The organism is Leucobacter fengyongliangi (assembly GCF_052386045.1).
The window spans coordinates 154,422-176,735 of the sequence record NZ_CM126356.1 but is presented as its reverse complement, the minus strand read 5'-3'; the positions used below and the strand labels follow the sequence as shown (position 1 = coordinate 176,735).

At 63.5% G+C, this 22,314-nt stretch carries 17 protein-coding genes; 5 read left to right on the top strand and 12 right to left on the bottom strand.

Annotated features, from left to right (window positions below; genetic code table 11):
• Positions 1 to 15: 15 nt before the first annotated feature.
• The gene (locus ACTNFK_RS00835) at positions 16 to 1,965 is read right to left on the bottom strand and encodes a YhgE/Pip family protein (RefSeq protein ID WP_435936469.1); all 1,950 of its coding nucleotides are present in this window, start codon (positions 1,963 to 1,965) and stop codon (positions 16 to 18) included.
• Positions 1,962 to 4,871 carry an MMPL family transporter gene (locus tag ACTNFK_RS00830; protein ID WP_435936468.1) on the bottom strand — a complete coding sequence of 970 codons (2,910 nt, stop codon included), beginning with the start codon at positions 4,869 to 4,871 and terminating at the stop codon, positions 1,962 to 1,964. Before ACTNFK_RS00830 ends, ACTNFK_RS00835 begins: the two co-directional genes overlap by 4 nt.
• Before the next feature lie 138 nt (positions 4,872 to 5,009).
• On the opposite strand from ACTNFK_RS00830, the gene ACTNFK_RS00825 reads away from it, so the two are divergent.
• Both ACTNFK_RS00825 and dcd read left to right on the top strand, forming a co-directional pair.
• Positions 5,010 to 5,657, top strand: coding sequence for a TetR/AcrR family transcriptional regulator (locus ACTNFK_RS00825; protein ID WP_435936467.1), 648 nt, complete (start codon positions 5,010 to 5,012; stop codon positions 5,655 to 5,657).
• Positions 5,658 to 5,680: 23 nt separating this feature from the next.
• Entirely contained in the window at positions 5,681 to 6,271 is a 591-nt protein-coding gene (dcd, locus tag ACTNFK_RS00820; RefSeq protein ID WP_435936466.1) for a dCTP deaminase, read from the top strand.
• A gap of 128 nt (positions 6,272 to 6,399) precedes the next feature.
• On the opposite strand, the gene ACTNFK_RS00815 is transcribed toward dcd, so the two are convergent.
• The 5 genes from ACTNFK_RS00815 to rpmB form a co-directional block, all read right to left on the bottom strand.
• Positions 6,400 to 8,394, bottom strand: a complete 1,995-nt coding sequence (locus ACTNFK_RS00815) for a bifunctional copper resistance protein CopD/cytochrome c oxidase assembly protein (RefSeq protein ID WP_435936465.1) — start codon at positions 8,392 to 8,394, stop codon at positions 6,400 to 6,402.
• A 191-nt stretch (positions 8,395 to 8,585) separates the two neighbouring features.
• Positions 8,586 to 8,864, bottom strand: coding sequence for an HU family DNA-binding protein (locus ACTNFK_RS00810; protein WP_433645342.1), 279 nt, complete (start codon positions 8,862 to 8,864; stop codon positions 8,586 to 8,588).
• 286 nt (positions 8,865 to 9,150) lie between these two features.
• Entirely contained in the window at positions 9,151 to 9,456 is a 306-nt protein-coding gene (rpsN, locus tag ACTNFK_RS00805) for a 30S ribosomal protein S14 (protein ID WP_435936464.1), read from the bottom strand.
• A gap of 2 nt (positions 9,457 to 9,458) precedes the next feature.
• On the bottom strand, positions 9,459 to 9,626 hold the full coding sequence (gene rpmG / locus ACTNFK_RS00800) for a 50S ribosomal protein L33 (RefSeq protein WP_433645344.1): 168 nt from the start codon (positions 9,624 to 9,626) through the stop codon (positions 9,459 to 9,461).
• On the bottom strand, positions 9,626 to 9,862 hold the full coding sequence (gene rpmB, locus ACTNFK_RS00795) for a 50S ribosomal protein L28 (RefSeq protein WP_433645345.1): 237 nt from the start codon (positions 9,860 to 9,862) through the stop codon (positions 9,626 to 9,628). Before rpmB ends, rpmG begins: the two co-directional genes overlap by 1 nt.
• A 235-nt stretch (positions 9,863 to 10,097) precedes the next feature.
• On the opposite strand from rpmB, the gene ACTNFK_RS00790 reads away from it, so the two are divergent.
• A complete protein-coding gene (locus tag ACTNFK_RS00790; RefSeq protein WP_435936463.1) occupies positions 10,098 to 10,877 on the top strand; it encodes an SGNH/GDSL hydrolase family protein in 780 nt (259 codons plus the stop codon).
• 680 nt (positions 10,878 to 11,557) lie between these two features.
• Here ACTNFK_RS00790 and ACTNFK_RS00785 read toward each other — a convergent pair.
• Entirely contained in the window at positions 11,558 to 12,742 is a 1,185-nt protein-coding gene (locus tag ACTNFK_RS00785; RefSeq protein ID WP_435936462.1) for a Gfo/Idh/MocA family protein, read from the bottom strand.
• A gap of 235 nt (positions 12,743 to 12,977) precedes the next feature.
• Here ACTNFK_RS00785 and ACTNFK_RS00780 point away from each other — a divergent pair, with 235 nt between their 5' ends.
• Together ACTNFK_RS00780 and trpB are read left to right on the top strand one after the other, a co-directional pair.
• On the top strand, positions 12,978 to 14,738 hold the full coding sequence (locus ACTNFK_RS00780) for an IlvD/Edd family dehydratase (protein WP_435936461.1): 1,761 nt from the start codon (positions 12,978 to 12,980) through the stop codon (positions 14,736 to 14,738).
• Between the two features lie 140 nt (positions 14,739 to 14,878).
• Positions 14,879 to 16,066: a tryptophan synthase subunit beta gene (trpB, locus tag ACTNFK_RS00775; protein ID WP_435936460.1), complete on the top strand. Its 1,188-nt coding sequence runs from the start codon at positions 14,879 to 14,881 to the stop codon at positions 16,064 to 16,066.
• 121 nt (positions 16,067 to 16,187) lie between these two features.
• On the opposite strand, the gene ACTNFK_RS00770 is transcribed toward trpB, so the two are convergent.
• The 4 genes from ACTNFK_RS00770 to ACTNFK_RS00755 form a co-directional block, all read right to left on the bottom strand.
• Positions 16,188 to 19,154 carry an FAD-binding and (Fe-S)-binding domain-containing protein gene (locus ACTNFK_RS00770; RefSeq protein WP_435936459.1) on the bottom strand — a complete coding sequence of 989 codons (2,967 nt, stop codon included), beginning with the start codon at positions 19,152 to 19,154 and terminating at the stop codon, positions 16,188 to 16,190.
• 129 nt (positions 19,155 to 19,283) lie between these two features.
• Positions 19,284 to 20,255 (bottom strand): sugar ABC transporter substrate-binding protein, encoded by a 972-nt coding sequence (locus ACTNFK_RS00765; protein WP_435936458.1) that lies wholly within the window; start codon positions 20,253 to 20,255, stop codon positions 19,284 to 19,286.
• A gap of 45 nt (positions 20,256 to 20,300) precedes the next feature.
• Positions 20,301 to 21,293 (bottom strand): ABC transporter permease, encoded by a 993-nt coding sequence (locus tag ACTNFK_RS00760; RefSeq protein ID WP_435936457.1) that lies wholly within the window; start codon positions 21,291 to 21,293, stop codon positions 20,301 to 20,303.
• Positions 21,290 to 22,162, bottom strand: coding sequence for an ATP-binding cassette domain-containing protein (locus tag ACTNFK_RS00755; RefSeq protein WP_435936456.1), 873 nt, complete (start codon positions 22,160 to 22,162; stop codon positions 21,290 to 21,292). Before ACTNFK_RS00755 ends, ACTNFK_RS00760 begins: the two co-directional genes overlap by 4 nt.
• Positions 22,163 to 22,314 lie beyond the last annotated feature (152 nt).

The window sequence follows — 22,314 nt, the reverse complement described above, 5'->3', positions numbered from 1 at the left end:
GCGTTCAGGCAGGGTTCATTCTGCGGTGCGTTTCCGCGCCCGCGCGACCGCGAAGGCGGTCAGCACCAGGCCGCCGCCGGCCCACACCGCCAGGGCCCAGATCGCGCTCCCGGTGCCTCCGACTCCTCCAGCGATCGCCTGGAACCCGGAGAAGAGCGCCCCGAGCGGGCTGGCATCACCGATGGACTGCAGGAGCGGCGGCGCGGTGGAGATCACCCCGATCGCGAACCCAACGACGAGCAGCGCGAACGAAACGAACCGGCCGAAACCTCCCAGCAGTGCGGAGAGACCCTGGTTCACCAGCGCGAACGAGATGCCGGCCACGAGTGCGAGTGCGAAGAACCCCAGCCCCTGCGCGAGGTCGTACCCGAGCATGATCGGGAGCAGTACCCCGGCGATGCCGCCCTGCGCCGCACCGATGCCCGCTGCGGGAAGCGCGCTGCGCAGGGTGATCGCGCCGATGCCGCGAGCGGCATCGTGCGTGCGACGCCACAGCGGCGACAGCACCAGGAAGGTGGCGAGGGCGCCCGCCCAGAGCGCGATGCCCGCAAACAACGGCACGCCGGCCGCGTTAAAGAGTTCGTCGCTCGCACCCTGCGCGGTGACCGGCTTCACGGCCGTCTCGGCGAGCTTCTCGCGCTCCGCGTCGGTGTATGCCGGAATCGAACCGGCCGCAGTCTGCAACCCGTCAGCGAGTTCGGCCGTACCGTCGGCGGACAGGCGCGCGCCGTCAGCGAGCTGAGCCGCACCGTCGGCAAGTGCGGGAGTGCCCGCGGCGAGCGCGCCCACTCCGCCCACATACTGCGAGACGCCCGAGGCGTACTGGGCGACTCCCGCCGAATACTGCGAGAGCCCTCCGGCGAGCCCCTCAACGCCGGTCGCGAGTTGCGCCTGCCCATCGGCCGATGCGCGGCTTCCCTGCGCGAGAGCGGTTCCGGCCCCCTTGAGCTGCGTGAGCTCGTTCGTCGGGCCGTCGGTGGACGCGGCGCTGAGCGAATTGATGAGCTGAGAGAGCCCGGCCAGTACGGTCGCTTTATCTTGGTCGGGGGGCAGCGGCACGATGCCGGCATCGATTGCCGCATAGAGCTGTTGCAGCGGTTCGATTGCCGAGCCAGCCCCCTGCTGCAGGCCCGTGATCGCCTGGTTGACGCCACCGACATACTGCTCAATACCGGTCGCCAACTCGGCGCCGCCGGTGGCGGCCGCGCGCGCACCCGTGGCCAGCTGCCCGGCTCCACCCGACAGCGCGGCGGACCCACTAGCGAGCTCGTTCGCACCCGAGACGAGGGCCCCGCCCCCGGTCGCGAGCTGGCCAGCACCCGATGAGAGTTCGGCCGCACCAGAGGCCAACTCGGCGACCCCGTCGGCGAGCTGAGATCCACCATCGGCGAGCTGCGCAGCGCCGTCCGCCGCCTCACCTATGCCCGTGCCGAGCTCGGTGAAGCCGACGAAGATGTTTCCCACGAACTGCGCGCCGAGCTGCTCGTTGAGCACGGCCGTCGCGGTGCTCGTCACAATGCCCGAAAGCGCGGAATCGAGCAGTCGCCCGCGATCGCTCGTGGTGATGTCAATGGTCGCGGTCTCGGCTTCGTCAACTCCGCGCGAGAGTGAGGTCGCCGCGCTCGAGAAGTTCTCGGGAATCGTCACGACCGTTCCGTAGCGACCGTCGTCGAGCCCCGCCGCGGCGTCCTCCTCATCGGTGAGAACCCACGTGAAGTTCGTCTCTGAGTCGCCCCCGATCAGTTCACCCGCAAGCACGCGCCCCATGGGCACGAGCTGCCCGTCGAGTTCCACCGGTTCGTCAAGATTCACCACGGCGGCGGTGATGGTGTCGAGGCGGTCGGTCGGATTCCACAGGCCCCACAGCAGCAGCCCAGCAGCCGTGAGCGGCACGAGGATCAGGCCGACGATCGTACGCCAGCTCACGCGCTTCGTGCTCCGCAGTCGGGTCAGCGACAGGCTCATCGGGTCGTCTCCTGTGAAATCGGCGCAACTTGTGGGGTGAATGGTGCCTGGCTATCGCGCACAACCTGCGCGGATTCTTCAGGCGAGACGGTCGCGGCGGGTGGCGCCCCCTCACCGGGTTGCACGAGCGAAGTGCCGGCTGGAAGCAAGCGGGCGGCAAGCTCGCGACTGCCCAGCACCACCACGGTCACGGCGGGAACGTCGCCGCGTTCCGCCTCCACCTCACGTGCGCTCAGCATCGAACGTGCGGCCTCGATCTGCTCGGCCTCGTGCAGATTGCCCGCTTCGGCGCCCGCAGATCGGAGATCGAGGACGACGAGCGACGGGCGATCCGCCAGAGCCTCGCGCAGCGACGCGGGGGTCGCCCACGCGGCACGCGAGCGCAGGGTCGAGGCGCGCTCGGGCAGCAGCAGATCCACCGCTTTCAACGTGCCCGTGTGGATCGCGCCGCGCCCGCTGAGCACCTCGGCCAGCCGGGCCGCATACGGTTCGACGGGGTCGAGCAGCAACGCCTCGCCGGGCGCAACCCGCAGGTCGGGCACCGAAAGGTTGCCGGGTAGCACCAGCCGGGAGCTCGCGACGCGGGCCGTGGGCTGATCCTCCGGCCACTCGGCGTGTGCTAGCTCGCGTGCGAGCCCTTCGCCCTCAACGTCGAAGGAGGGAAGCAGCCGGTCGAGCCAGCGCGGCATGCGCCAGGCGCGGTCGCCGAGCAGCTGCAGCACTGCGGGCACGAGCGTCATGCGCACGATGAACGCGTCGACGAATACGCCGACGGCGAGACCCAGCGCGATCACCTTGATCGACGGGTCGCCCTCAGGCACGAAGGCCGCGAAGACGGCGAACATGATGATCGCGGCGGCCGTCACCACCGGGCCCGAGCCGATGAAGCCTCGGCGGATCGCTGTGGTCGCGTCGGCACCGTGCACCACCTCCTCGCGGATGCGGGAGACGAGAAACACCTCGTAGTCCATGGCCAGGCCGAAGAGCACGCCCATCAAGATGATTGGCATGAAGCTCAGCACCGGCCCGATGGAGTTCACGTGCAACGCGTCGGCGAACCATCCCCACTGGAAGACGACGACGACCGCGCCGAAGGCAGCACCCACCGAGAGCAGGTAGCCGAGGGTCGCCTTGAGCGGCACCCACACCGAGCGGAAGACCATCGCGAGCAGCACAAGCGACAGGCCAACGACCAGGATGCCGAACGGCAGCAGCGCCTCGAACAGCAGGTTCGACACGTCAATTCCGACGGCCGTGTACCCGGTGACGGCGAGGCTCACGCCGTATTTCGTTTCCCACTCGTCGTGGTGCGCGCGCAGCTCGGCGACGAGCTGGCTCGTGCTCTCCGCGTGCGGGCCGTCTACGGGAACTACCTGAATGATGCCGGTGTCTGCCCCCTGGTTCGGGGTCGCGAGCGGCACGTCGGCGACGCCCGGGATCGCGCGCACCTCGTCGGCCAGATCCTCCATGAGGCCGAGTGGATCGGTGCTCGTGATGATCGACCCGGTCAGCAGCAGCGGGCCGTTCGACCCCGCACCGAAGTGTTCGCCGGTCAGTTCATAGGTGACGCGGGCCGGGTTATCGAGCGGCAGTTGCTCGGCACCGGGGAGGGCCAGCCGCAGGTCGAGCACGGGAATCGAGGCGATGCCCAGGGTCACCAGTACGGCCGCGATCGTGATGAGCGGCTTGCGCGTGACCGTCTTTACCCAGCCGCCGTAAAAGCGTTCGGCCTTGCCCGGCTTGGGGGTGGATCCCGCCTGCTCGGCCCCGGTCGTTTCGCCGGGGGCTGGCTGTGCCGATCCACTGTCTGCGTTGCCTGATGCATCGGCACCAGCACCGTTGCCGGCACCCGCACCAGCACCCGCGAGCCGGGCCCGCTGCTTCTTCGACAGGATCTTCATGCCCGCCATCGCGAGGATCGCGGGGGTGAGCGTGATCGCGATGAGCACGGCGACCGCGACACCCGCGGCTGCCGCAACGCCGAGCGCGGTGAGGAACGGAATGCCCGCGACCGAGAGCCCGACGAGCGCGATGATGACGGTGATGCCCGCGAAGACGACCGCGGAGCCACTCGTGGCCGTCGCCCGCGCGATCGATTCGCGCACGCTCAGCCCGGCTCGGAGTTGTTCTTGGTGTCGGCTCACGATGAAGAGCGTGTAGTCGATGCCGACCGCGAGGCCGAGCATCAGCGCGAGCATCGGCGTGGTCGAGGTCATCGGAATGAACGCGGTCGTGAAGAAGAGTCCCGCGATACTCACGCCGACGCCCAGGATCGCGATAATCAGCGGCATGCCCGCGGCGATGAGCGAGCCGAGCGTGAAGACCAACACGATGAACGCGATGACGACGCCGAGGGCTTCGGTGATCGTGAAGCCGGGAATTGAGGTCGCGTAGAGGTCGCCCCCGTACGAGGCGACCGCGCCCTCAGGCAGTGCCTTCTGCAACTCGGCCGCGACATCGATGATGCCCTGGTTCGTCGATTCGGGCACCTCGAATGAGCTGGCATCGATCTGGGTGCGGATCAGCGCGGCTTGCCCGTCGTCGCTCAATCCGCCGCTCGCGAGTTCGGTGAACGGGGTCTGCACTGCTGAGACGAGGTTGAGCGCCTCGAGTTCGGTCGTCGCCTGCTCAATGAGCCCGATGTAGGGCTCCTCGTCGACCCGTTCGCCGCCCGGCGCAACCACGATGATCGTCGCGCTCGTGCCGCTCACCTCGGGGAACGTGCGGCTGAGCGTGTCGATTGCGGCCTGGGATTCGGTACCCGGGATCGTGATGGGAGCGTTCGCACCCTGGCCCAGAAACAGCGCGCCTGCACCGAGCAGGGCGAGCAGCGCCACCCAGAGCATGAGTACCAGGATCTTGGCGCGGGCAGCCCACGTGCCGAGGGCATACAACACAGACGACATGCGAACCTTTCGAAGGCGGGCGACGAGCCTGCGCCGAGCGGAATTCGGGGCCCACGAATCAGTACCCCGGCCCCGTCGCGCAGTTCGATACACTAATGTATCCGCTCGTGCTTCGAGGCGACTGTGAAGGGGTACGTTGTGAAAGTTATTGAGCCGAGCCCCCGCAGGCAACGCACGCGCCGCCGCCTGGTGGAGGCCGCGGCGGAGGTGTTCGTCGCAGAGGGCGTGCAGGCGACCTCGGTCGAGGCGGTCTGCACGCACGCCGGGTTCACCCGCGGCGCGTTCTACTCAAACTTCGACAGCAAGGAGCAGCTCTTCCTCGCGGTGCTAGCCGACCAGTACGAACGGCGAGCCGTGCGGCTGCAGGAGAATTCGGCATTGCTCGCGCCGCTCCTCGGAAGCAACGAGGCGCCCATCACCCTCGACGCGACGACGAAGCTCATCGAAGAGTACTTCGCGCCGACCGGGGAGGAGCCCGCGTGGTTCGCCCTCGAGACCGAATTCCTGCTGCTTGCCATGCGCGACCCATCGATCGCGCCGGGCTATGTCGATTTCATGGAGCGCTTTCGCGGCCAGCTCGCGCAACTGGTCGAGCCCTTGCTCGGCGCAGCCGGGCGTCGCTTCACGTTGCCAGCGGATCACGCGGTCGCCGTGCTCGGCGGGGTGCACGAGCGCGCTCTGACGATCACGGCGATCGCCGGGCCCGACGCGCCCGAGGGCCTCGGCGAACTCGGCTGGCGCCTCGCCGAACTACTCTTCGCGATCACTGAGCCGCTGCCCGCATAGCCGACACGTTCTAGACTGGTGCCGTGCTGCTTTCAGATCGCGACATCACTGCCGAGCTTGCCTCCGGCCGCATCAGCCTCTCGCCGACCGAACCCGAGATGGTGCAACCCTCGAGCGTCGACGTGCGCCTCGACCGGTACTTCCGCTTGTTCGACAACCACAAATATGCCGTGATCGACCCCGCAGAAGACCAGCCTGACCTCACCCGACTGATCGAGGTTGACCCCTCCGAGGGGTTCATCCTGCACCCCGGTGAGTTCGTGCTCGGATCCACCTATGAAACGGTCGGCCTGCCCGACGACATCGCCGCCAGGCTCGAGGGCAAGAGTTCACTCGGCAGACTCGGCCTCCTCACCCACTCGACCGCAGGATTCATTGACCCCGGCTTCGAGGGGCACGTCACCCTCGAACTCTCGAACGTCGCGACCCTGCCAATCAGGCTGTGGCCGGGAATGAAGATCGGGCAGCTGTGCTTCTTCCGGCTTTCGTCACCGGCGGATCGCCCCTACGGCGCCGGCGCCACGTTCTCGCGGTATCTCGGGCAGCGGGGACCGACGGCCTCCCGCTCCCACCTCAATTTCCACCGCGCAGATTTCTCAGAGGGAAACGCATAGCGTTTCCAGAAATCTGCGCTGGCGCTACAGCGCCAGTTTCTCAGAGAAAGACGCGTAGCGTTCTTCGAAATCTGCGCTGGCGCCGCCGTGCCAGACGTCACCCGCACCGAAGAGGGCAGCCGCGAGTCCTAGATTCGACGAGTGCGGGCATCGCGCTGTGCTTGTGACGACAGCATCTCGTTGTAGGCGTTCAGCTCCGCATCTCCCGAGCGATCCGCCGCGCGATCCTTCCGCTTCTGCACCTTGTCATCGTTCAGCGACCACTGCACCGCGACGATCAGCGCGAGCGCGAGCGTCGGCAACTCGCCAATGCCCCAGGCGATCCCGCCGCCGAGGTTCTGATCCTCAAGCGGGGTGGCACCCCAGGTGCGACCCATCGCGCCAAACCAGTCCGAGAGCATGAGCGCATTACCCGTCATAATCGTCACCCCGAAGAACGCGTGGGATGCCATGGTTGCGAAGAGGGTGACAATTCGCATCGGGTACGGGAAACGGTAGGGCACCGGGTCGATGCCGATCATCGAGAGCGAGAACAGGTACCCCGAAATGAGGAAGTGCACGATCATCCACTGGTGACCGAGGTGCGTCTCCATCGTCCAGCGGAAGATAGGTGAGAAGTAGAACACCCACAGCGAGCCGGCGAACACGACGGCTGCCACCGCCGGGTGCGTGATGACCTTCGAGTACGGGGTCTGCACGGCCCACATGATCCACTCGCGGCCACCCCACGAGCCATCCGTGCGTTTGCGCGTCGCGCGCAAGGCCAACGTAATCGGGGCCCCGAGCACGAGGGCCAACGGAATCAGCATCGTGAGCAGCATGTGCGCGAGCATGTGCACGCTGAACAGGTAGGCCTCGTAGGCGTTGAACGGGCCGTTGGTTGTGTAGAACAGGATCGCAAGCCCGGCGACCCAGGCGATGGAGCGACCGATCGGCCACTTGTCACCACGGCGGGCGAGGCGGATCGCGCCGGCCACATAGAGCATCACGCCGAACGCGCACACGAGCGCCCACAGGAGGTCGAATTTCCATTCGGTGAGGTAGCTCATCGGGGTGAGTTCGGGTGGCAGTGGATCGCCCGTGAGCCACTCGGCTGGCGAAACGGTGACCGCCCCGGTTGCCCGCGCCGACTCGAGTGCTACCGGGGTCGCCGTGCGGCCGAGGGCACCCGCGAGGCCGCTAGCGAGCCCCATGAACGCGAGTTCTGCGACCACGAACCAGGCGAAGACCCGCGCACCCGAGGGCCCAGCGATGCGGCCGATGAGGCGCTGCCGCCACAGCACACCGAAGATTCCCAGCACGCCGAGCGCACAGACCTTCAGCAGCACGATCTGGCCGTAACCCGTTCCGAAGAGGTCGGCGGTCGAACCGATCCGCAGCCACGCACTGACCACTCCGGAAGCCGCGACTCCGATGAAGGCGAGGAGCGCAAGCGTCGAGTAGCGCGCGACGAGCGTGGCGAGGCGCGCGCGATCCACTGCCTTCGCCAGAAACACCAGCGTGATGAGGCCGCCAAGCCAGACCGACGCGCCCACCAGGTGCACCAGCAGGGAGTTGACTGCCTGAGCATGCCCCGAGGCTCCCGCCGCGTGGCCCTGCTGTGCAAGCGGGATCGTCGTGGCGAGCGCCGCGACGAGGGTGAGCAGCGCCCAGCGGCGGTCGCGCACCGCGAAACACAGCACGGTGGTCGCCGCCGCCAACAACAGTTGGATCAGCCACAACTGGCCGAGCTCAATCTCGGTGACGAACTGCGCGAGCCCGGCACCAAATGTCTCGTCGCCCGAAAAGGCAAGCCCCGAGACATCAACATAGGTGAAGATGAGCGTGGCGGCACTCGCCACCGTGAGCACGGCCGCACTACCCGCGGCGAGGTCGAGCGCGAGCCGCCCCTCGGGCTTATCGGTAGACAGGGCCCAGACTGCCATCACGAGGGAGCCAATGAGACCCGCCACGCTGATGTTCACCAACGTGCGGGCCATGGGCAAGCCGAATCTCACGACCGCACCGGGGTCGGCCAGGGTGCGCTCCGCGGCTGCCCCGCCGATGGCGAGGGCCACAAGCAGTGCGGCGAGTGTCGCGGCGAGCAGCACGGCGGGCGCGAGAACGCGCAGGGATCGAGGCATGATTCCTCAAGCCTACGCCCCCGGTACTTCAGGAACGGCGTGCGGTCTCGCCCCTCGAGTGGACAAGACCGCACGCTTCACGAGCCCGAAGCCCTGCGATGTCGTCCACCCCAGCGCTGCCCCGTGCCCAAAACCGCGAATCCCCCGGTCGCCCATGCGGGCCCCGGGGGATTCGAAGAAGTGTGTGAGAACTACTTGACTGCAGCCTTCAGCTTGCTGCCAACCGAGACCTTCACGCGCTTGCCAGCGGCGATCTCAATGGTCTCACCGGTGCGCGGGTTGCGGCCGGTGCGAGCAGCGGTGGTTGCGGTCTCGAACGAGAGCCAACCGGGGATCGAAACCTTGCCGCCATCAGCAACGGTCTCAGCAACGGCGGCGAACAGGCCGTCGAGAACTGCGGAAACGGCAGCCTGGCTCTGGCCAGTTTCAGCGGCAACCTTTGCGACGAGCTCAGTCTTGTTCAGTGACATGTTGTGTCCTCCCAGGGGGCCCGGACGAGCCTGCCCCTGAATTCCAGTTGAACCCCGCAAAACGGGGCCGATCGGGTGATCGCGTACGAATCTACCCCAGAATTGAGCGAATGTGGCGGAATTACGCGGATTTTCATAGATTCTCGTGGCAAATTTCGCTCACAGCGACCGCCGCGCCAGAGAAAACAAGAACGGGCGCAGACCCCGAAGGATCAACGCCCGTTCTCAAGCGGTACTTGCCGACTCACCTGACCGCTTGCGCGCCCAGATGCACTCGGTCGAGCTGCTACCAGCTCGACTTCGTGATGCCGGGCAGTTCGCCGCGGTGCGCCATGTCGCGGAAGCGAACACGGCTCACGCCGAACTTCGACAGCAAGCCACGGGGGCGGCCATCAATAACGTCGCGGCCACGCACGCGCACTGGCGACGCGTTGCGGGGCAGCTTCTGCAGGCCCACGCGAGCAGCCTCACGGCTCTCGTCGGTGCCGTTGGGATCAACCAGGGCCTTCTTCAGTTCCAGGCGCTTCTCCGCGTAGCGGGCAACGATAACCTGGCGCTGCTTGTTCTTCGCGATCATGCTCTTCTTGGCCATGATTAACGCTCCTCTCGGAACTCAACGTGCTTACGAATAACCGGGTCATACTTCTTGAGCACGATACGGTCGGGAGTGTTGCGACGGTTCTTCTTGGTCACATAGGTGTAACCGGTTCCAGCCGTCGAACGGAGCTTGATGATCGGACGTACGTCCTGCTGCTTAGCCATTAGATCTTCACCCCACGCTTCTGCAGGTCAGCGACCACGGACTCGATGCCTCGAGCATCGATCATCTTGATGCCCTTCACCGACAGGGTGAGGGTCACCTTGCGGCCAAGTGAGGCCACGTAGTAGGTCTTCTTCTGAATGTTCGGATCGAACCGACGCTTGGTGCGTCGGTGCGAGTGTGAGATGCTGTGACCAAAGCCGGGAACGGCTCCGGTCACCTGGCACACTGCTGCCATGGTGATTCCTCTCATACCGTGAGACCGGACGGCCTCACCCAAGATTTCTTGTCTGCGCGGATCGCCTGTTCAGTTCCGACTCTCGTCGAACCCGCAGCGCGGCTTCCGCACGGTCTGCGCAATGGGACTTTGCACAGCCAAAGATCCACTCTATCACGGGTTTCGGGTGCACTGATGTTGGGGGCGGATCGGCGACCCGCCTGGACTCCGCACGCCCGGGGCGTAGGCTGAGGGCGTGGCAGACGCAGAACCCCGGGCAGCAATCAGGTACGTCGCGATTGGCGACAGCTTCACCGAGGGTGTCGGTGACGAGTTGCCGGGTGGGCGCGTGCGCGGATGGGCCGATCTCGTGGCTCAGGGGCTCGCGGATGCGACCGGTGAGCCGATCCAGTATGCGAATTTCGCGATTCGGGGTCGGCTGCTTGCCCCCATCATCGGCGAGCAGCTCGAAGCTGCACTCGCGCTGGAGCCCACGCTCGTGAGCTTCAACGGCGGCGGCAACGACATGCTGCGCCCCGGCACCGACGTGCCGTGGATCGTCGCCGAGACCGAGCGCGCGCTGATCCGCATCCGTGAGGCGGGCGCCGAACCGCTGCTGCTCGCCGGCGCAAATCCGACCATCGGCATCCCGCGCGGCGCCCAGGTCAAGGTAAAGGGCGATCAGATGACCCGGGCGGCGGGCGTCCTCGCCGAGGCCCTCGGCATTCGCTTCTGCGACAACTGGAGCGACCCGGTGCTCGCGCGCCGTGAATACTGGTCGCACGACCGCCTCCACCTCGCACCCGTCGGTCACGCGCGAGTCGCAGCGAATGTGCTCCGCACGCTCGGGTACGCGAATCCCACCGACTGGATCCTCGACGCCGACCCGATCCCGACCCCCACGCGCCGCGAGGAGCTTCGCTACGCCCGCGAGCACGTGCTGCCCTGGATCACACGCCGTCTCACCGGCCGCTCAAGTGGCGACGGTCGCACCGCGAAGTTCCCGACGTGGGAATGGGTCGAACCCCGCACCTAGGCTGAGGTACGTGGGCGCAGTCGACAGCTTGCCACCCCGCGCTACGCTCCCTGGGCCGCGGCAGTACCCTCGCCGCAAGCAACCTACGGAGCGGTTCCCTGCTGGCATTTCAAGCAGACCCCAAAGAGATCCACCACATGCTCGATGTCGGTGAAACCATGCTCGGCACCCACCCGGCTCGACCACTCCTCCACCACACTCGCCGCAATTCGCCCACGTCGGTTTAGCAAAAGATCCCGGAGAGATTGACCTCTCCCGCATCTGGGGCCTGCCCGTGTGCAGAGAACTTATTGGCCAACCAAACAACCCCGAGAGCAGGGTTGCCCAGTTCCGCTCCAGCCAACACAGAATCCTCGAATGTCTCCTTGCGGTAGACGAGTGCGCCCACGCGGGGTAAGTTCACATTCTCCAGCGCAAAGGGCCAACCGTCGATCACGAGCGCGCCCAGTGCGGCGTTTTCGCTGATCGTGTCGACGATCGCGCGCCCCGGATCCAGGTCCCACTGGAGCCCTTACACAACCCACTCACACCATCGCCTCCTTGTACCTCGGTGTCTAGTGCTTCATCCACACACTCGGTGAAGCACGTCACTGCGTCGGTACTTCCGGCGTGGCACGATCACTTCTATACGGTGCTGAAGCAATCGAGCCGCGCGTATTTCCCACTAGCACAAGGAAAAGCTACCGGTCGAAAGTGGTGACGCCGTCCACCGCAGGAATCCGCACCCAAGCGCCCGACTCGGCACTGCGCACTGATGCGTCCACGAGTTCAGATGTCGACCATCCATCTGCAACTGACGGAGCCAACTGCTCGTTCTCGATCACGGATCGGATGAACAATGCGGCTTCAACCGTCTTAAGATCGTTGAACCCGATTCCCGGGCCAGCGTTCGGCTGGAACCGACCAAACTCCCCGAAGCTAGTATCCGTCAGCACGGTCTGGTAGCCGCGAAGATCAGTCGCCACTTCGAGCTGGTTCATGCGCTCGAAGTTCCAACGCAAGGACCCCTGCGTGCCATAAACTTCCAGGATGAACTCCGCGTGAGGGCCGATTGCCACACGAGTGGACTCGAAGTACCCCACCGCGCCATTCTCGAATCTAGCGAGCGCCGCGGCATAGTCCTCGTTCTCCACATCACGCAATGTCGTCGAAGCTTCTCCCTTCGCAAAGCTGTTCGCGGATGCGCCAGCCGGAAGCGGTCGCTGCTGGATGAAGGTCTCAGTGAGCGCGCTAATAGACTCGACCCGACCGACCACGAACTGCGCAAGGTCGAAACCGTGCGAAAGCACGTCGCCAAGCACTCCGGTTCCGGCGCGCTCCTTCTCATACCGCCATGTAAAGACTTGCTGGGGGTCGGAGGCGTAGCTCGTGAGCAACCGCATCTGCACATTCGTGATCCTTCCGAGTTTGCCGCTCCTCACAAGCCTCCGGGCTTCGGCGACGGCGGGTGCGTGGCGGTAGTTGAACCCAACCGCGGTGATCAGGCCGGCGGCCGCAGCCCCCTGGGCAATCTCGCGAGACTGCATGGCGCTGATGCCCATCGGCTTTTCAATCCAGAATGGCTTGCCCGCTGCGATCGCAGCGAGTGCAATCTCGTGGTGCAAGAAGTTCGGAGCGCAGATCGAAACAACGTCAACTTCAGGGTGTGCGAGCAGTTCGTGATAGTCCACGGTGGTTTCACGAAACCCGAGGGCACCCGCAGCATGCTCCCTGCCCGACGCATCAGGATCGGCAGCAATCACCAATTCGGGGTAGCGTTCGAGCTCCGGGAAGAACTGACGCGTCGCGAGATACGCTCGCGCGTGCAGACGCCCCATCCAACCGACTGAAATCAGACCGACTCCAATTCGCTCGCTGTTCGCCATGTCGACTCCTTCGTCATCAAGTTCAGTGATGCGACGTTACTCCAACGACGCTTGCGCCAGGTTACGACTGGTGCGACCGCACTCGGTTGTCTCAATGTGGAACAGGTTGTGTCGCCGTGCTCTTGGTGTACTAAATAGCATTCGCCGACGCAATGCTGACAATGGAGTTCGAACATGATTTCGGGCCTTCCGAAGCATTCGTCTTCTCACCTACAGGAGAAGGAAAAGTATCCAGATGGACGACACATCCCAGGCTGCCCTCCGAAGTGCGCGTTGGTTCGCACCCCACGATCTGACGGGCTTTGTGCATCGCACGGCGATTCAAGCAGAAGGGTTCTCGAGCTTTGCGATCAAGGATCGCCCTGTTATCGGAATCGCGAATTCCTGGTCCGAACTCGTGAACTGCAACATCCATTTCAAGCTCTTGGCCGACTCAGTGAAGCGCGGAGTGCTGATGGCTGGCGGGTTGCCACTCGAGTTCCCGACCATCTCGCTGGGCGAAAGCCTGATGAAACCTTCGGCCATGCAGTTCCGTAACCTCATGGCGATGGATGTCGAGGAATCGATCCGGGCATACCCGTTGGATGCGATCGTGATGCTCGGCGGCTGCGACAAGACCGTGCCTGCACAGCTCATGGGTGCGGCGAGCGCGGACATCCCTGCGATCATGCTGACCGGCGGGCCGCAAGAACCCGCTGTCTTCCGAGGCAAGCAACTTGGAGTTGGAACAGACACATGGAAGTATGCTGACGAATTGCGCGCCGGCCGCATTACGCAAGCGGACTTCGATGAGCTGGAGGCATCCGCGAAACCAACGGCGGGCCACTGCAGCGAGATGGGAACCGCCTCGACGATGACCTCGATCACTGAGGCACTCGGCATGTGCTTACCATCGACGGCAGCAATCCCCGCTGTCCACGCCAGGCGAGCCCAGGCCGCGGAAGAAACCGGCCGCCGCGCCGTGGAAATGGCGCTCACCGGAGGACCCCGACCGAGCGAAATCCTGACCCCGGATGCCTTCGATAACGCGATCACCCTCCTCATGGCCGTCGGCGGCTCAACCAACGCAGTGTTGCACCTGCTGGCCCTCGCCCGACGCGTTGGATACGATCTAGATCTCGATCGATTCCATCAGATCTCGGAGCGAACCCCTCGCATCGTGAATGTTCGACCCTCGGGTGAGTATCTTGTACAGCAACTCTTCAACGCAGGTGGCATTGGTGCGGTACTGAAGGAACTCTCCCCCTTGCTGAATGGTGACGCGATAACGGTCACCGGAGAATCGCTCGCAGCTGGCTTCTCAAACGCACCGGAGCCTGATGGTGTCGTGATCTCGAAGCTCGAGACGCCGTTCGATTCGTCTGGCGGTATTGCGGTGGTTCGTGGATCGCTGGCTCCGAGGGGAGCGGTAATCAAGCGCAGCGCCGCGAGTCCAGAGTTGCTCACTCACCGGGGCCCTGCGGTGGTCTTCGATGACATCTATGACCTGGGGAATCGCATAGACGATCCTGACCTCGACATCACCGAGGACTCTGTACTCGTGCTGCGCAACTGCGGTCCGGCTGGTGCCCCGGGGATGCCGGAGTGGGGCATGCTCCCCATTCCCGAGAAGCTCTTGAAGCGCGGAATTCGCGATGTCGTGCGCATTTCAGACGCCCGGATGAGCGGAACGGCGTTTGGGACAACGATCTTGCACGTCTCGCCGGAAGCTGCAGCCGGCGGCCCGTTGGCGGTCGTGCGCGACGGAGATCCCATCGTTCTCGATGTCTCGACCCAGCGTCTGGATCTCGACATTCCAGTTGAGGAGCTTGAGCATCGACTTGCCGAACTGCAGTTGCCCGAGCGGAAGTACAATCGCGGCTACGGTCGACTCTTCGTCGACCACGTGACGCAGGCCGACGAGGGGTGCGACTTCGATTTCTTGCAGGCGATCCCGAATGAGGAGCCCCAGCGACTTCCCTACGGCCTATTGAGCGGTTGGCAAGGCGGCTGGTAGCCAGGTGCCCGCTCGTGCCGGACAAGTGTCTGACACGACGCAGCCTGGACAAGACTCGCTTCTATTTCATGTGAAACGGCACTTCGGGCACCCAATTGAGTTGGCATGCCGTCCATGGCAGAAAGAAAGAGGTCCGCGCGATGTTGCAGGGAACTGTGGGTCCGTTCTTCGGCAAATACGGCGGACGCTTCGTCGCTGAATCGCTGGTTGCCGCCATCGATACCCTTGCTGCAGAGTACAGTGCCGCCCGCGAAGACCCTGCGTTCCAACATCAGCTGATAGAGCTCTTTCGCAACTACTCGGGCCGTCCCACTGCACTTACCGAGGCCCGGCGTCTCTCGGAGCACATCGGTGGGGCCACGATTCTACTGAAGCGCGAAGACCTCAATCACACTGGGAGCCACAAGATCAACAATGCCATCGGCCAGGTGCTACTCGCGCAGAGGCAGGGCAAGCCTCGCGTCATCGCAGAAACTGGGGCGGGCCAGCATGGAGTCGCGACAGCGACTGCCGCGGCTTTACTCGGCATCGAATGCGTGGTGTACATGGGTGCGGTCGATGTCGAACGTCAGTCGCTTAACGTCGCCCGTATGAGATTCCTCGGCGCCACCGTCATTCCTGTGACCACCGGCACCGCAACCTTGCGCGATGCAATCAACGAAGCGTATCGAGACTGGGTGGCGACGGCAGCCGATACGAACTATGTGTTCGGCACTGCCGCAGGCCCGCATCCATTCCCAACGATGGTTCGCGATTTCCAGCGCGTCATCGGGGATGAGACCCGGTCTCAGATACTCTCCCGCCGTGGGCGCCTACCTGACGCGATCGCCGCCTGCGTCGGCGGCGGCTCCAACTCGATCGGCATGTTCGAAGCGTTTCTCGACGATGCCGATGTCACTCTATACGGCTTCGAGGCGGCCGGAGATGGGGTAGACACCCCCCGTCACGCGGCGACGTTGACCCGGGGACGACCGGGCGTCCTTCACGGAGCACACTCGTACCTGCTACAGGATAACGATGGGCAGACACTCGACTCGCATTCGATCTCTGCCGGTCTCGATTACCCCGGAGTCGGGCCCGCCCACGCCTGGCTGCACGATAACGGTCGGGTTACCTATCGCCCGGTCACCGACACTGAAGCCATGGAGGCACTGTGGCTTCTCAGCCGCACCGAGGGCATCATCCCCGCTATCGAGTCGGCGCACGCGGTCGCGGGAGCATTCACCGTGGCCCGCGAACTTGGCTCTGGTCACGACCTCGTCGTGTGCCTCTCCGGCCGCGGCGACAAAGACATGCAAACAGTGGACGACTGGTTCTCGTTAGCCTGAGACTCACCTTAACGGGCCGCCTAGCGACGAGTGGATCACCCCTATCGGAAAGTTGGGACGCTAAGGCGCGCTCCGATCGCAAAGGCCCCAACCTGCAGTTGCACTTCGACGTGAGATTCACTTATTTTCTTCCGTCAACTTCCTTCACGATTTCGGTTTCGGTGCGCGCGGGATCGAGCGCGAGCGCCAAGTGCTGCCCTGAAAGATCCGGATCGATCTGAGAGACTTGCATGGTGCAGCTGAACCCGTCGGTAAGCACGAGGGCGTGATCCGGGGCTTGGCGCAGCGCCGGAACCATCGAGTGCTCGGCCACCTGCATCGACATATCAAAGTGCTCCGATTCGAAGCCGAAGTTACCCGCGACTCCGCAACACGATGACGATTCCACGATACTCGACACGCCCCAGGCATCCAACACACGTTTCTGGGCTCCCGACCCGAAGACTGCGTGCTCGTGGCAGTGGGTCTGCAAGACGACCGATGCCGGCGCTGGCATTGTGGGCTTCCATCCGCGCTGCACGGCCTCATCGACCGCAACCGAGAACGAGCGAACACGAGCTGCGACACGATCCGCTGCGTCCCCGCCGACCATCTTGGGTCCCTCATCACGAATGGCCGCTGCACAACTGGGTTCAAGCACCACGATATCGCGATCGGTCCCGTCATCGAATCTCCGGATCAATCGCGCCAGGTGCCGTCGCGCGCCGTCGCGCTGACCAGTTGAGATCCAGGTGAGGCCGCAACAGGCATCGGCTGTGCAACCGACGGTGCGTCCCGTGTTTCCGAGCACTCGTGCCGCCGCCGGGATCGCCTCCGGGCGGAAAGCCTTAGTGAAGCTGTCGGCAAAAATGAGGATCTCGCCTGCCGAATCGAACGCCGCTTCGCCGAGATGTCTCCGGATTTCACCGCGTGACTTGAACGCCGGCAACCGGCGCCGGGCGCTCACTCCGAGCCGATCGGCGAAACGTCGCATCACACCCATTCGCGCCCCAAGATTAGCGATCCTCGAGAACCAGCCGATCAGCGGGAGCCAGCGCGGGAGCCAACCGATCGAGTAGTGCGTGAAGGGCCGGATGTGCCCTCGGTAGTGCTCGTCGATGAGCTCGGATTTTGCCTCCGCGATATCAACGCCCGTGGGGCAATCACTCGAGCATGCTTTACAGGACAGGCAGAGGTCCAGCGCTTCGCGGACCTCAGCTGAGGACCACCCATCGAGACTGTTCTGGTTCGCTCTTGTCAGCTCCTGCAGCACACGCGCGCGACCTCGCGTACTGTCCTTCTCGTCTTTCGTTGCCCGATAGCTCGGACACATGAAACCACCGCTCGTCGCCCGGCATCGGCCGACTCCGATGCACGCGTGGGCATTTCCGACATACGGACTGGCCAGCGGGAGCTTTGTATGCGATTGAATCGACAGCCCCATCGTTACAGTCTCGGTAATGAACGTCGGCTCACCAAACGTCTGCCCCGGAGCGGGCGTGCCCGCGAGCGCGAGTGCCTCAGTGAAACCGTTGGGGTCAACGATGATTCCTGGGTTCAGCAGGTTCTCGGGATCCCAGATCCGCTTGAACCTGGCAAACAAATCGATTATCTCGGGCGAATACATCACGCTGAGCAGTTCACTCCTTGCCCGTCCGTCGCCATGTTCACCCGAGAGTGATCCGCCATGTGCGACAACGAGCTCCGCGGCTTCCCTGATGAAGGCTTCGAAATCTCCCAGTCCGCGGTCGGTGCGCAAGTCGTAGTCCAATCGCATGTGCACGCAGCCGGCCCCAAAATGACCGTACATGAACGCCGAATACTTGTACTTTTCTACGAGCGGCAACAGCTCTGAAAGGTAGTCGGCGAGGCGTTCCGGTGCCACTGCAGAATCCTCCCACCCCGGCCACGTCTGCACACCGTCGACGCGACGAGACGAAAGCCCGGCGCCGTCCTCACGCACACGCCAGAGCTTCGCTCGGGCGACGGCGTCTGTGACCACTGCGGCATCAGTCACGCGCCCGTGGAGATTCAGCGTGTCGAGCAACTGCACGCACTGCTCCCGTGCCTCCTCAGCGTTGTCCGCAGAGAACTCAACCATCAAGAACGCTTCACCACGGGGAAGTCCGTCCAAGCTCTCCGAGCCACGTCGATGGCGCATAATCTCAACGATCGATCGATCGAGGCCCTCAACTGCGGTGGGCTTACTGGCGAGAATCTCCATCACGTCGCGGGCAGAATCGATGGTACTGGCATACCCGAGACACAGCAGCGCCGTCGTTTTCGGTCTGGGCACGAGCGCGACCCGCGCTCGTGTGATGACCGCGACCGTGCCTTCACTCCCGGCGAGCGCAGCAGCGACGTCGAATCCCTCTTCAGGCAGCAAGTGCCCGAGATGGTAGCCCGAAACCTGCCGTGGAATCGTCTGCAGCTCAATGCGTAGGGCAGCGAGATTCGCCTGCGTCAGAGCGCGGAGCTCAGTCTCCAGCTGCGCTGCTCGAACGACTGACGGCACGTCCTGCAAGTCCACCGCGGCGATGCCCCCTCGCGTCAGGCGCAGGTGTGCACCCTCGAACGTCACCACTTCGACCTCGCGAACGTGTTGCGTCATGCGACCATAGGCGACCGAGTGGTTTCCGCACGCGTCATTACCGATGGAACCGCCGATGGTGGCACGACTGAGCGATGAGGGATCCGGTGCGAAGGTCAGACTGCCATCGGTCGAGCGTTCCACCAATGTGCGAAGCTCGCCCAAGACGACTCCGCTGCCGACCCACACTGACCGGTCGTCGACATCGATTTCACCGACCTCAGTGAAGTGGCGCGAGAGGTCGATAATCAAACCGCGTCCGACGGCATTGCCCGCCATCGAAGTTCCGCCACCGCGGGTCGTCACCGGTGCACCGAAAGACCGCGCCGCGCGCAGCACGGACTTTATCTGATCGACGGTTCGCGGAAAGACAACAGCTTGCGGTCGAATGCGATAGTTCGATGCATCAAAAGAGTACTCGGAGCGGCGGCGAGGCGAGTTATCGACCTCAATGCCGCTATCCCGAAGTTCAGCTAACAGTGGTTCCGTGCCCGCTGCTGCAATCGTCAGATTCGACATGCTTAACCCCAATCGCCGCCTTCTCCCGAATTCTATTCAGCGCCGGTAGTCCGTGATATGTCCCAAAAATGGACTATGCACCCCTGCTATTTGCAGGGGTGCATAGTCCCACCAGGGAGTTGTTAGAGGTTACTCAGCAAACTCCGCAACGTTCTCCTTCGTGATCAGCGTGAAGGGGAGAGTGTAGCGGTTCTCGACCTTGTCTCCCTTTAGGAACAGGTGCACAACTTGCACTGCCTTCTCACCCTGGCCTGCAGAATCTTGACGCACCGTCGCCGTCATATCGCCGGCTTCAATCGCAGCAACCGCTGGGGGGGTCCCGTCTACGCCAATGACCTCTGCAATCTCTCCGGTGCGACCAGCATCCTTGATCGCTGAGGCCGCGCCAATGGCCATCTCGTCGTTGTTTGCGACAACGGCATCAATCTCTCCAGGTCCGAAGCGCTGAAGAGTATCCTCCATGTTGCGCATCCCCTCGTCCCGACTGCCCTTCGCCTGGAACTCAGCAACGATGGTGAAGTTGTCGTTGATCGTACTATCGAAGCCGGACTTGCGGCGGTCCGTCCACGAAGCGCCGTAGATACCCGCGGCGAACACAATGTTTCCTCCGTCAGGGAGCTGCTCGTTCAAGTACTCCGCCTGCATCACACCTGCGAGGGTATCGTCCACCCCGATGTAGCTCTCGTACTTGACATCGGCCCCCTCTGCAAACTCAGTAGAGAGGATGAATAGCGGCACGCCTGCCTCGATGACTCGATTGGCCGCGTTCTGGCTCGCCTCCCCGTCGAGGGGCTGCATTATCACTGCGTCAACCTGGCGGGTCAGCAGGTCTTCGACCTGAGTGAGCTCGCTCGCGACATCCTTCTTGGAGTCAGCGATGTGGAGCTTCACACCCTCCTCCTGCGCTGCACCCTCCATGGCCTCGACCATGTGTGCCAGATCCGGATCCTGCAGGTCAAGCACTACGACACCAATGTCAAACTGCTCGTCGGCACCGGAGGCCGCTCCGGAGTCGGTGCCCCCACTCGAGCATCCCGTGAGAACGAGGGCGGAGGCGGCGAACAGAGCCGCTGCTGCGGATATGCGTCGTCGAATATTCATGAGTTTTCCTTTCGAAAATGGTTTTTGCGGGAGATTGGACTGGTGTTAATCGGACTTCCACCGGTTCAGCAGAACAGCAAGGGCGAGGATGAGTCCTTGGACACCCTGCTGGTAATAGCTCGAGACCCCCAGCAGGTTCATGCCGTTCATTACAACACCAAGAAGCAGTACGCCGATCACGGTGCCTCGGATCGTGCCCACGCCGCCGAAGAGACTGGTCCCACCAATAACCACTGCAGCAATCACCTGCAGTTCGTAGGTGAGTCCCGCCGTCGGAGCGGCCCCGTCCAACCGTGCAGTCAAAACAAGTCCGCCGAGCGCGGCAAGACCGCCACCGATGAGGTATACCGTGAAGAGCACCCGGCTCACGGAGATACCGACTTTCTTCGACGACTCCTCGTTGCCGCCAATTGCGTAGACGTGCGACCCAAATTTTGTTCGGCTGAGCACGAAGTCGCAGATCAGCGCGGCGATGATAAAGATGATCACAGGAACCGGGATGGGGCCGACAAACCCGGAACCGAGCCACTCCGCGGGGCCGCTCAAGCCCGAGACCACTTGACCGTCGGTGATGACGAGCGCTGCGGTACGAGCGATGGCCATTGTGGCCAGTGTTGCCAGGAACGGGAGGATCTTTCCCCACACCACCAGCGCGGCGCTGAGGAAGCCAACGAGCAGACCGGTGCCGAGTCCTGCCAACAGAGGGATCCAGAGCGCAGTGCCGCTTGAGGGTGCGAGTATCGCGAAGACCATGCCCGCGAGGCCCACGACCGATCCGACCGAAAGATCGATTCCGGCGGTGATCATGATGAACGTCATGCCGAGCGCGATGATGCCGATGATCGATGACTGGCGCACGACGTTGACAAGATTATCTAGAGTCAGGAAGTTTGGTGCGGCAATCGAGAGGAAGATCAGCACAGCAGCAAAGATTACGAGGATTCCATAATCGCCAAAGAAGTGCTTGATGCGAACCGCAGATGACGGGCCGTCCTGGTTCGTTTTTCGCAGCATGACTGCGACCGTGTTGGTGTTCATGCGTCGCTCCCAATAGTCGGAACCTGTACTGTGCTGTTGGAGGTCGAGGTACTGCCTATGCGACGGCGTTCCTGAGGCACCTCGGTCGGAGCGGCTTCATAACCGTCGAGTGTTCCCTGCGAGATCAAATGTGCTATCTCGGACTCGGTCACCTGATCCATGCGGAATCGACCGACCACTTCTCCCTGGCGCATAACGGCGCAACGGTCGGCGACCGCGAATGCTTCGTCGAGTCGGTGTGTGATGATGATCACGGCAATACCGAGATCTTTGAGCTTTTGCGTCACCTCAATGAGCTTGTCGACCTTTGCAACCGAGAGGTTCGCCGTCGGCTCATCCATGATGATGAGCTTGGCGTCGAATGCGAGAGCACGGCCGATTGCAACTGCCTGTCGCTGGCCGCCCGAAAGCCGCTTCACCTTGAGCCGAGGATTGATGGGGATGTCGAGACGATCCAGGACTCGGTTTGTCTCACGCTCCATCTTCTTTTTGTCGATCACTCGGACCAGCGGCCCAATGATATTCTTCTGCGGCTCGCGCCCCAAGAAGATATTCGTGCGTACATCAAGGTTGTCTGCCAAGGCGAAGTCCTGATACACCATCTCGATACCGGCGGATCGCGACACTGCCGGGGTTGGAAAGGAGACCGTCGCGCCATCCATGCGTATGGTGCCGTGATCAGGTTGGTACACGCCCGTGAGCACTTTCATAAGCGTCGACTTGCCGGCGGCATTGTCGCCTAGGAGGGCGAAGGTTTCTCCGGGCAACACATCAATACTCACACCTCGGAGCGCGGTAACCGCCCCGAAGGTCTTCTGAATATTGTTGAGGGCGACCAGCGGAGTGGTCGCTGAGGGTGCGTCAGTCATGTCATCCTCGTCGTTGATGGGATCTCTGGCTCCGCTGATTTGTTGCCGTCTCCGGCACTACATCCGCGGTTATTCAACTATCGATTGTCACCGGCGATTCACTTTGTACCGCTTTGAGACACCGTGCATCAACATCGCTCCAGCACACAGCA

What these genes read in the sequence shown, in the direction of transcription:
- ACTNFK_RS00835 (WP_435936469.1), bottom strand. Translation starts at nt 1,965, where the DNA reads ATGAGCCTGTCGCTGACCCGACTGCGGAGCACGAAGCGCGTGAGCTGG.
- ACTNFK_RS00830 (WP_435936468.1), bottom strand. Translation starts at nt 4,871, where the DNA reads ATGTCGTCTGTGTTGTATGCCCTCGGCACGTGGGCTGCCCGCGCCAAG.
- ACTNFK_RS00815 (WP_435936465.1), bottom strand. Translation starts at nt 8,394, where the DNA reads ATGCCTCGATCCCTGCGCGTTCTCGCGCCCGCCGTGCTGCTCGCCGCG.
- ACTNFK_RS00810 (WP_433645342.1), bottom strand. Translation starts at nt 8,864, where the DNA reads ATGTCACTGAACAAGACTGAGCTCGTCGCAAAGGTTGCCGCTGAAACT.
- rpsN (WP_435936464.1), bottom strand. Translation starts at nt 9,456, where the DNA reads ATGGCCAAGAAGAGCATGATCGCGAAGAACAAGCAGCGCCAGGTTATC.
- rpmG (WP_433645344.1), bottom strand. Translation starts at nt 9,626, where the DNA reads ATGGCTAAGCAGCAGGACGTACGTCCGATCATCAAGCTCCGTTCGACG.
- rpmB (WP_433645345.1), bottom strand. Translation starts at nt 9,862, where the DNA reads ATGGCAGCAGTGTGCCAGGTGACCGGAGCCGTTCCCGGCTTTGGTCAC.
- ACTNFK_RS00785 (WP_435936462.1), bottom strand. Translation starts at nt 12,742, where the DNA reads ATGGCGAACAGCGAGCGAATTGGAGTCGGTCTGATTTCAGTCGGTTGG.
- ACTNFK_RS00780 (WP_435936461.1), top strand. Translation starts at nt 12,978, where the DNA reads ATGGACGACACATCCCAGGCTGCCCTCCGAAGTGCGCGTTGGTTCGCA.
- trpB (WP_435936460.1), top strand. Translation starts at nt 14,879, where the DNA reads ATGTTGCAGGGAACTGTGGGTCCGTTCTTCGGCAAATACGGCGGACGC.
- ACTNFK_RS00770 (WP_435936459.1), bottom strand. Translation starts at nt 19,154, where the DNA reads ATGTCGAATCTGACGATTGCAGCAGCGGGCACGGAACCACTGTTAGCT.
- ACTNFK_RS00765 (WP_435936458.1), bottom strand. Translation starts at nt 20,255, where the DNA reads ATGAATATTCGACGACGCATATCCGCAGCAGCGGCTCTGTTCGCCGCC.
- ACTNFK_RS00760 (WP_435936457.1), bottom strand. Translation starts at nt 21,293, where the DNA reads ATGAACACCAACACGGTCGCAGTCATGCTGCGAAAAACGAACCAGGAC.
- ACTNFK_RS00755 (WP_435936456.1), bottom strand. Translation starts at nt 22,162, where the DNA reads ATGACTGACGCACCCTCAGCGACCACTCCGCTGGTCGCCCTCAACAAT.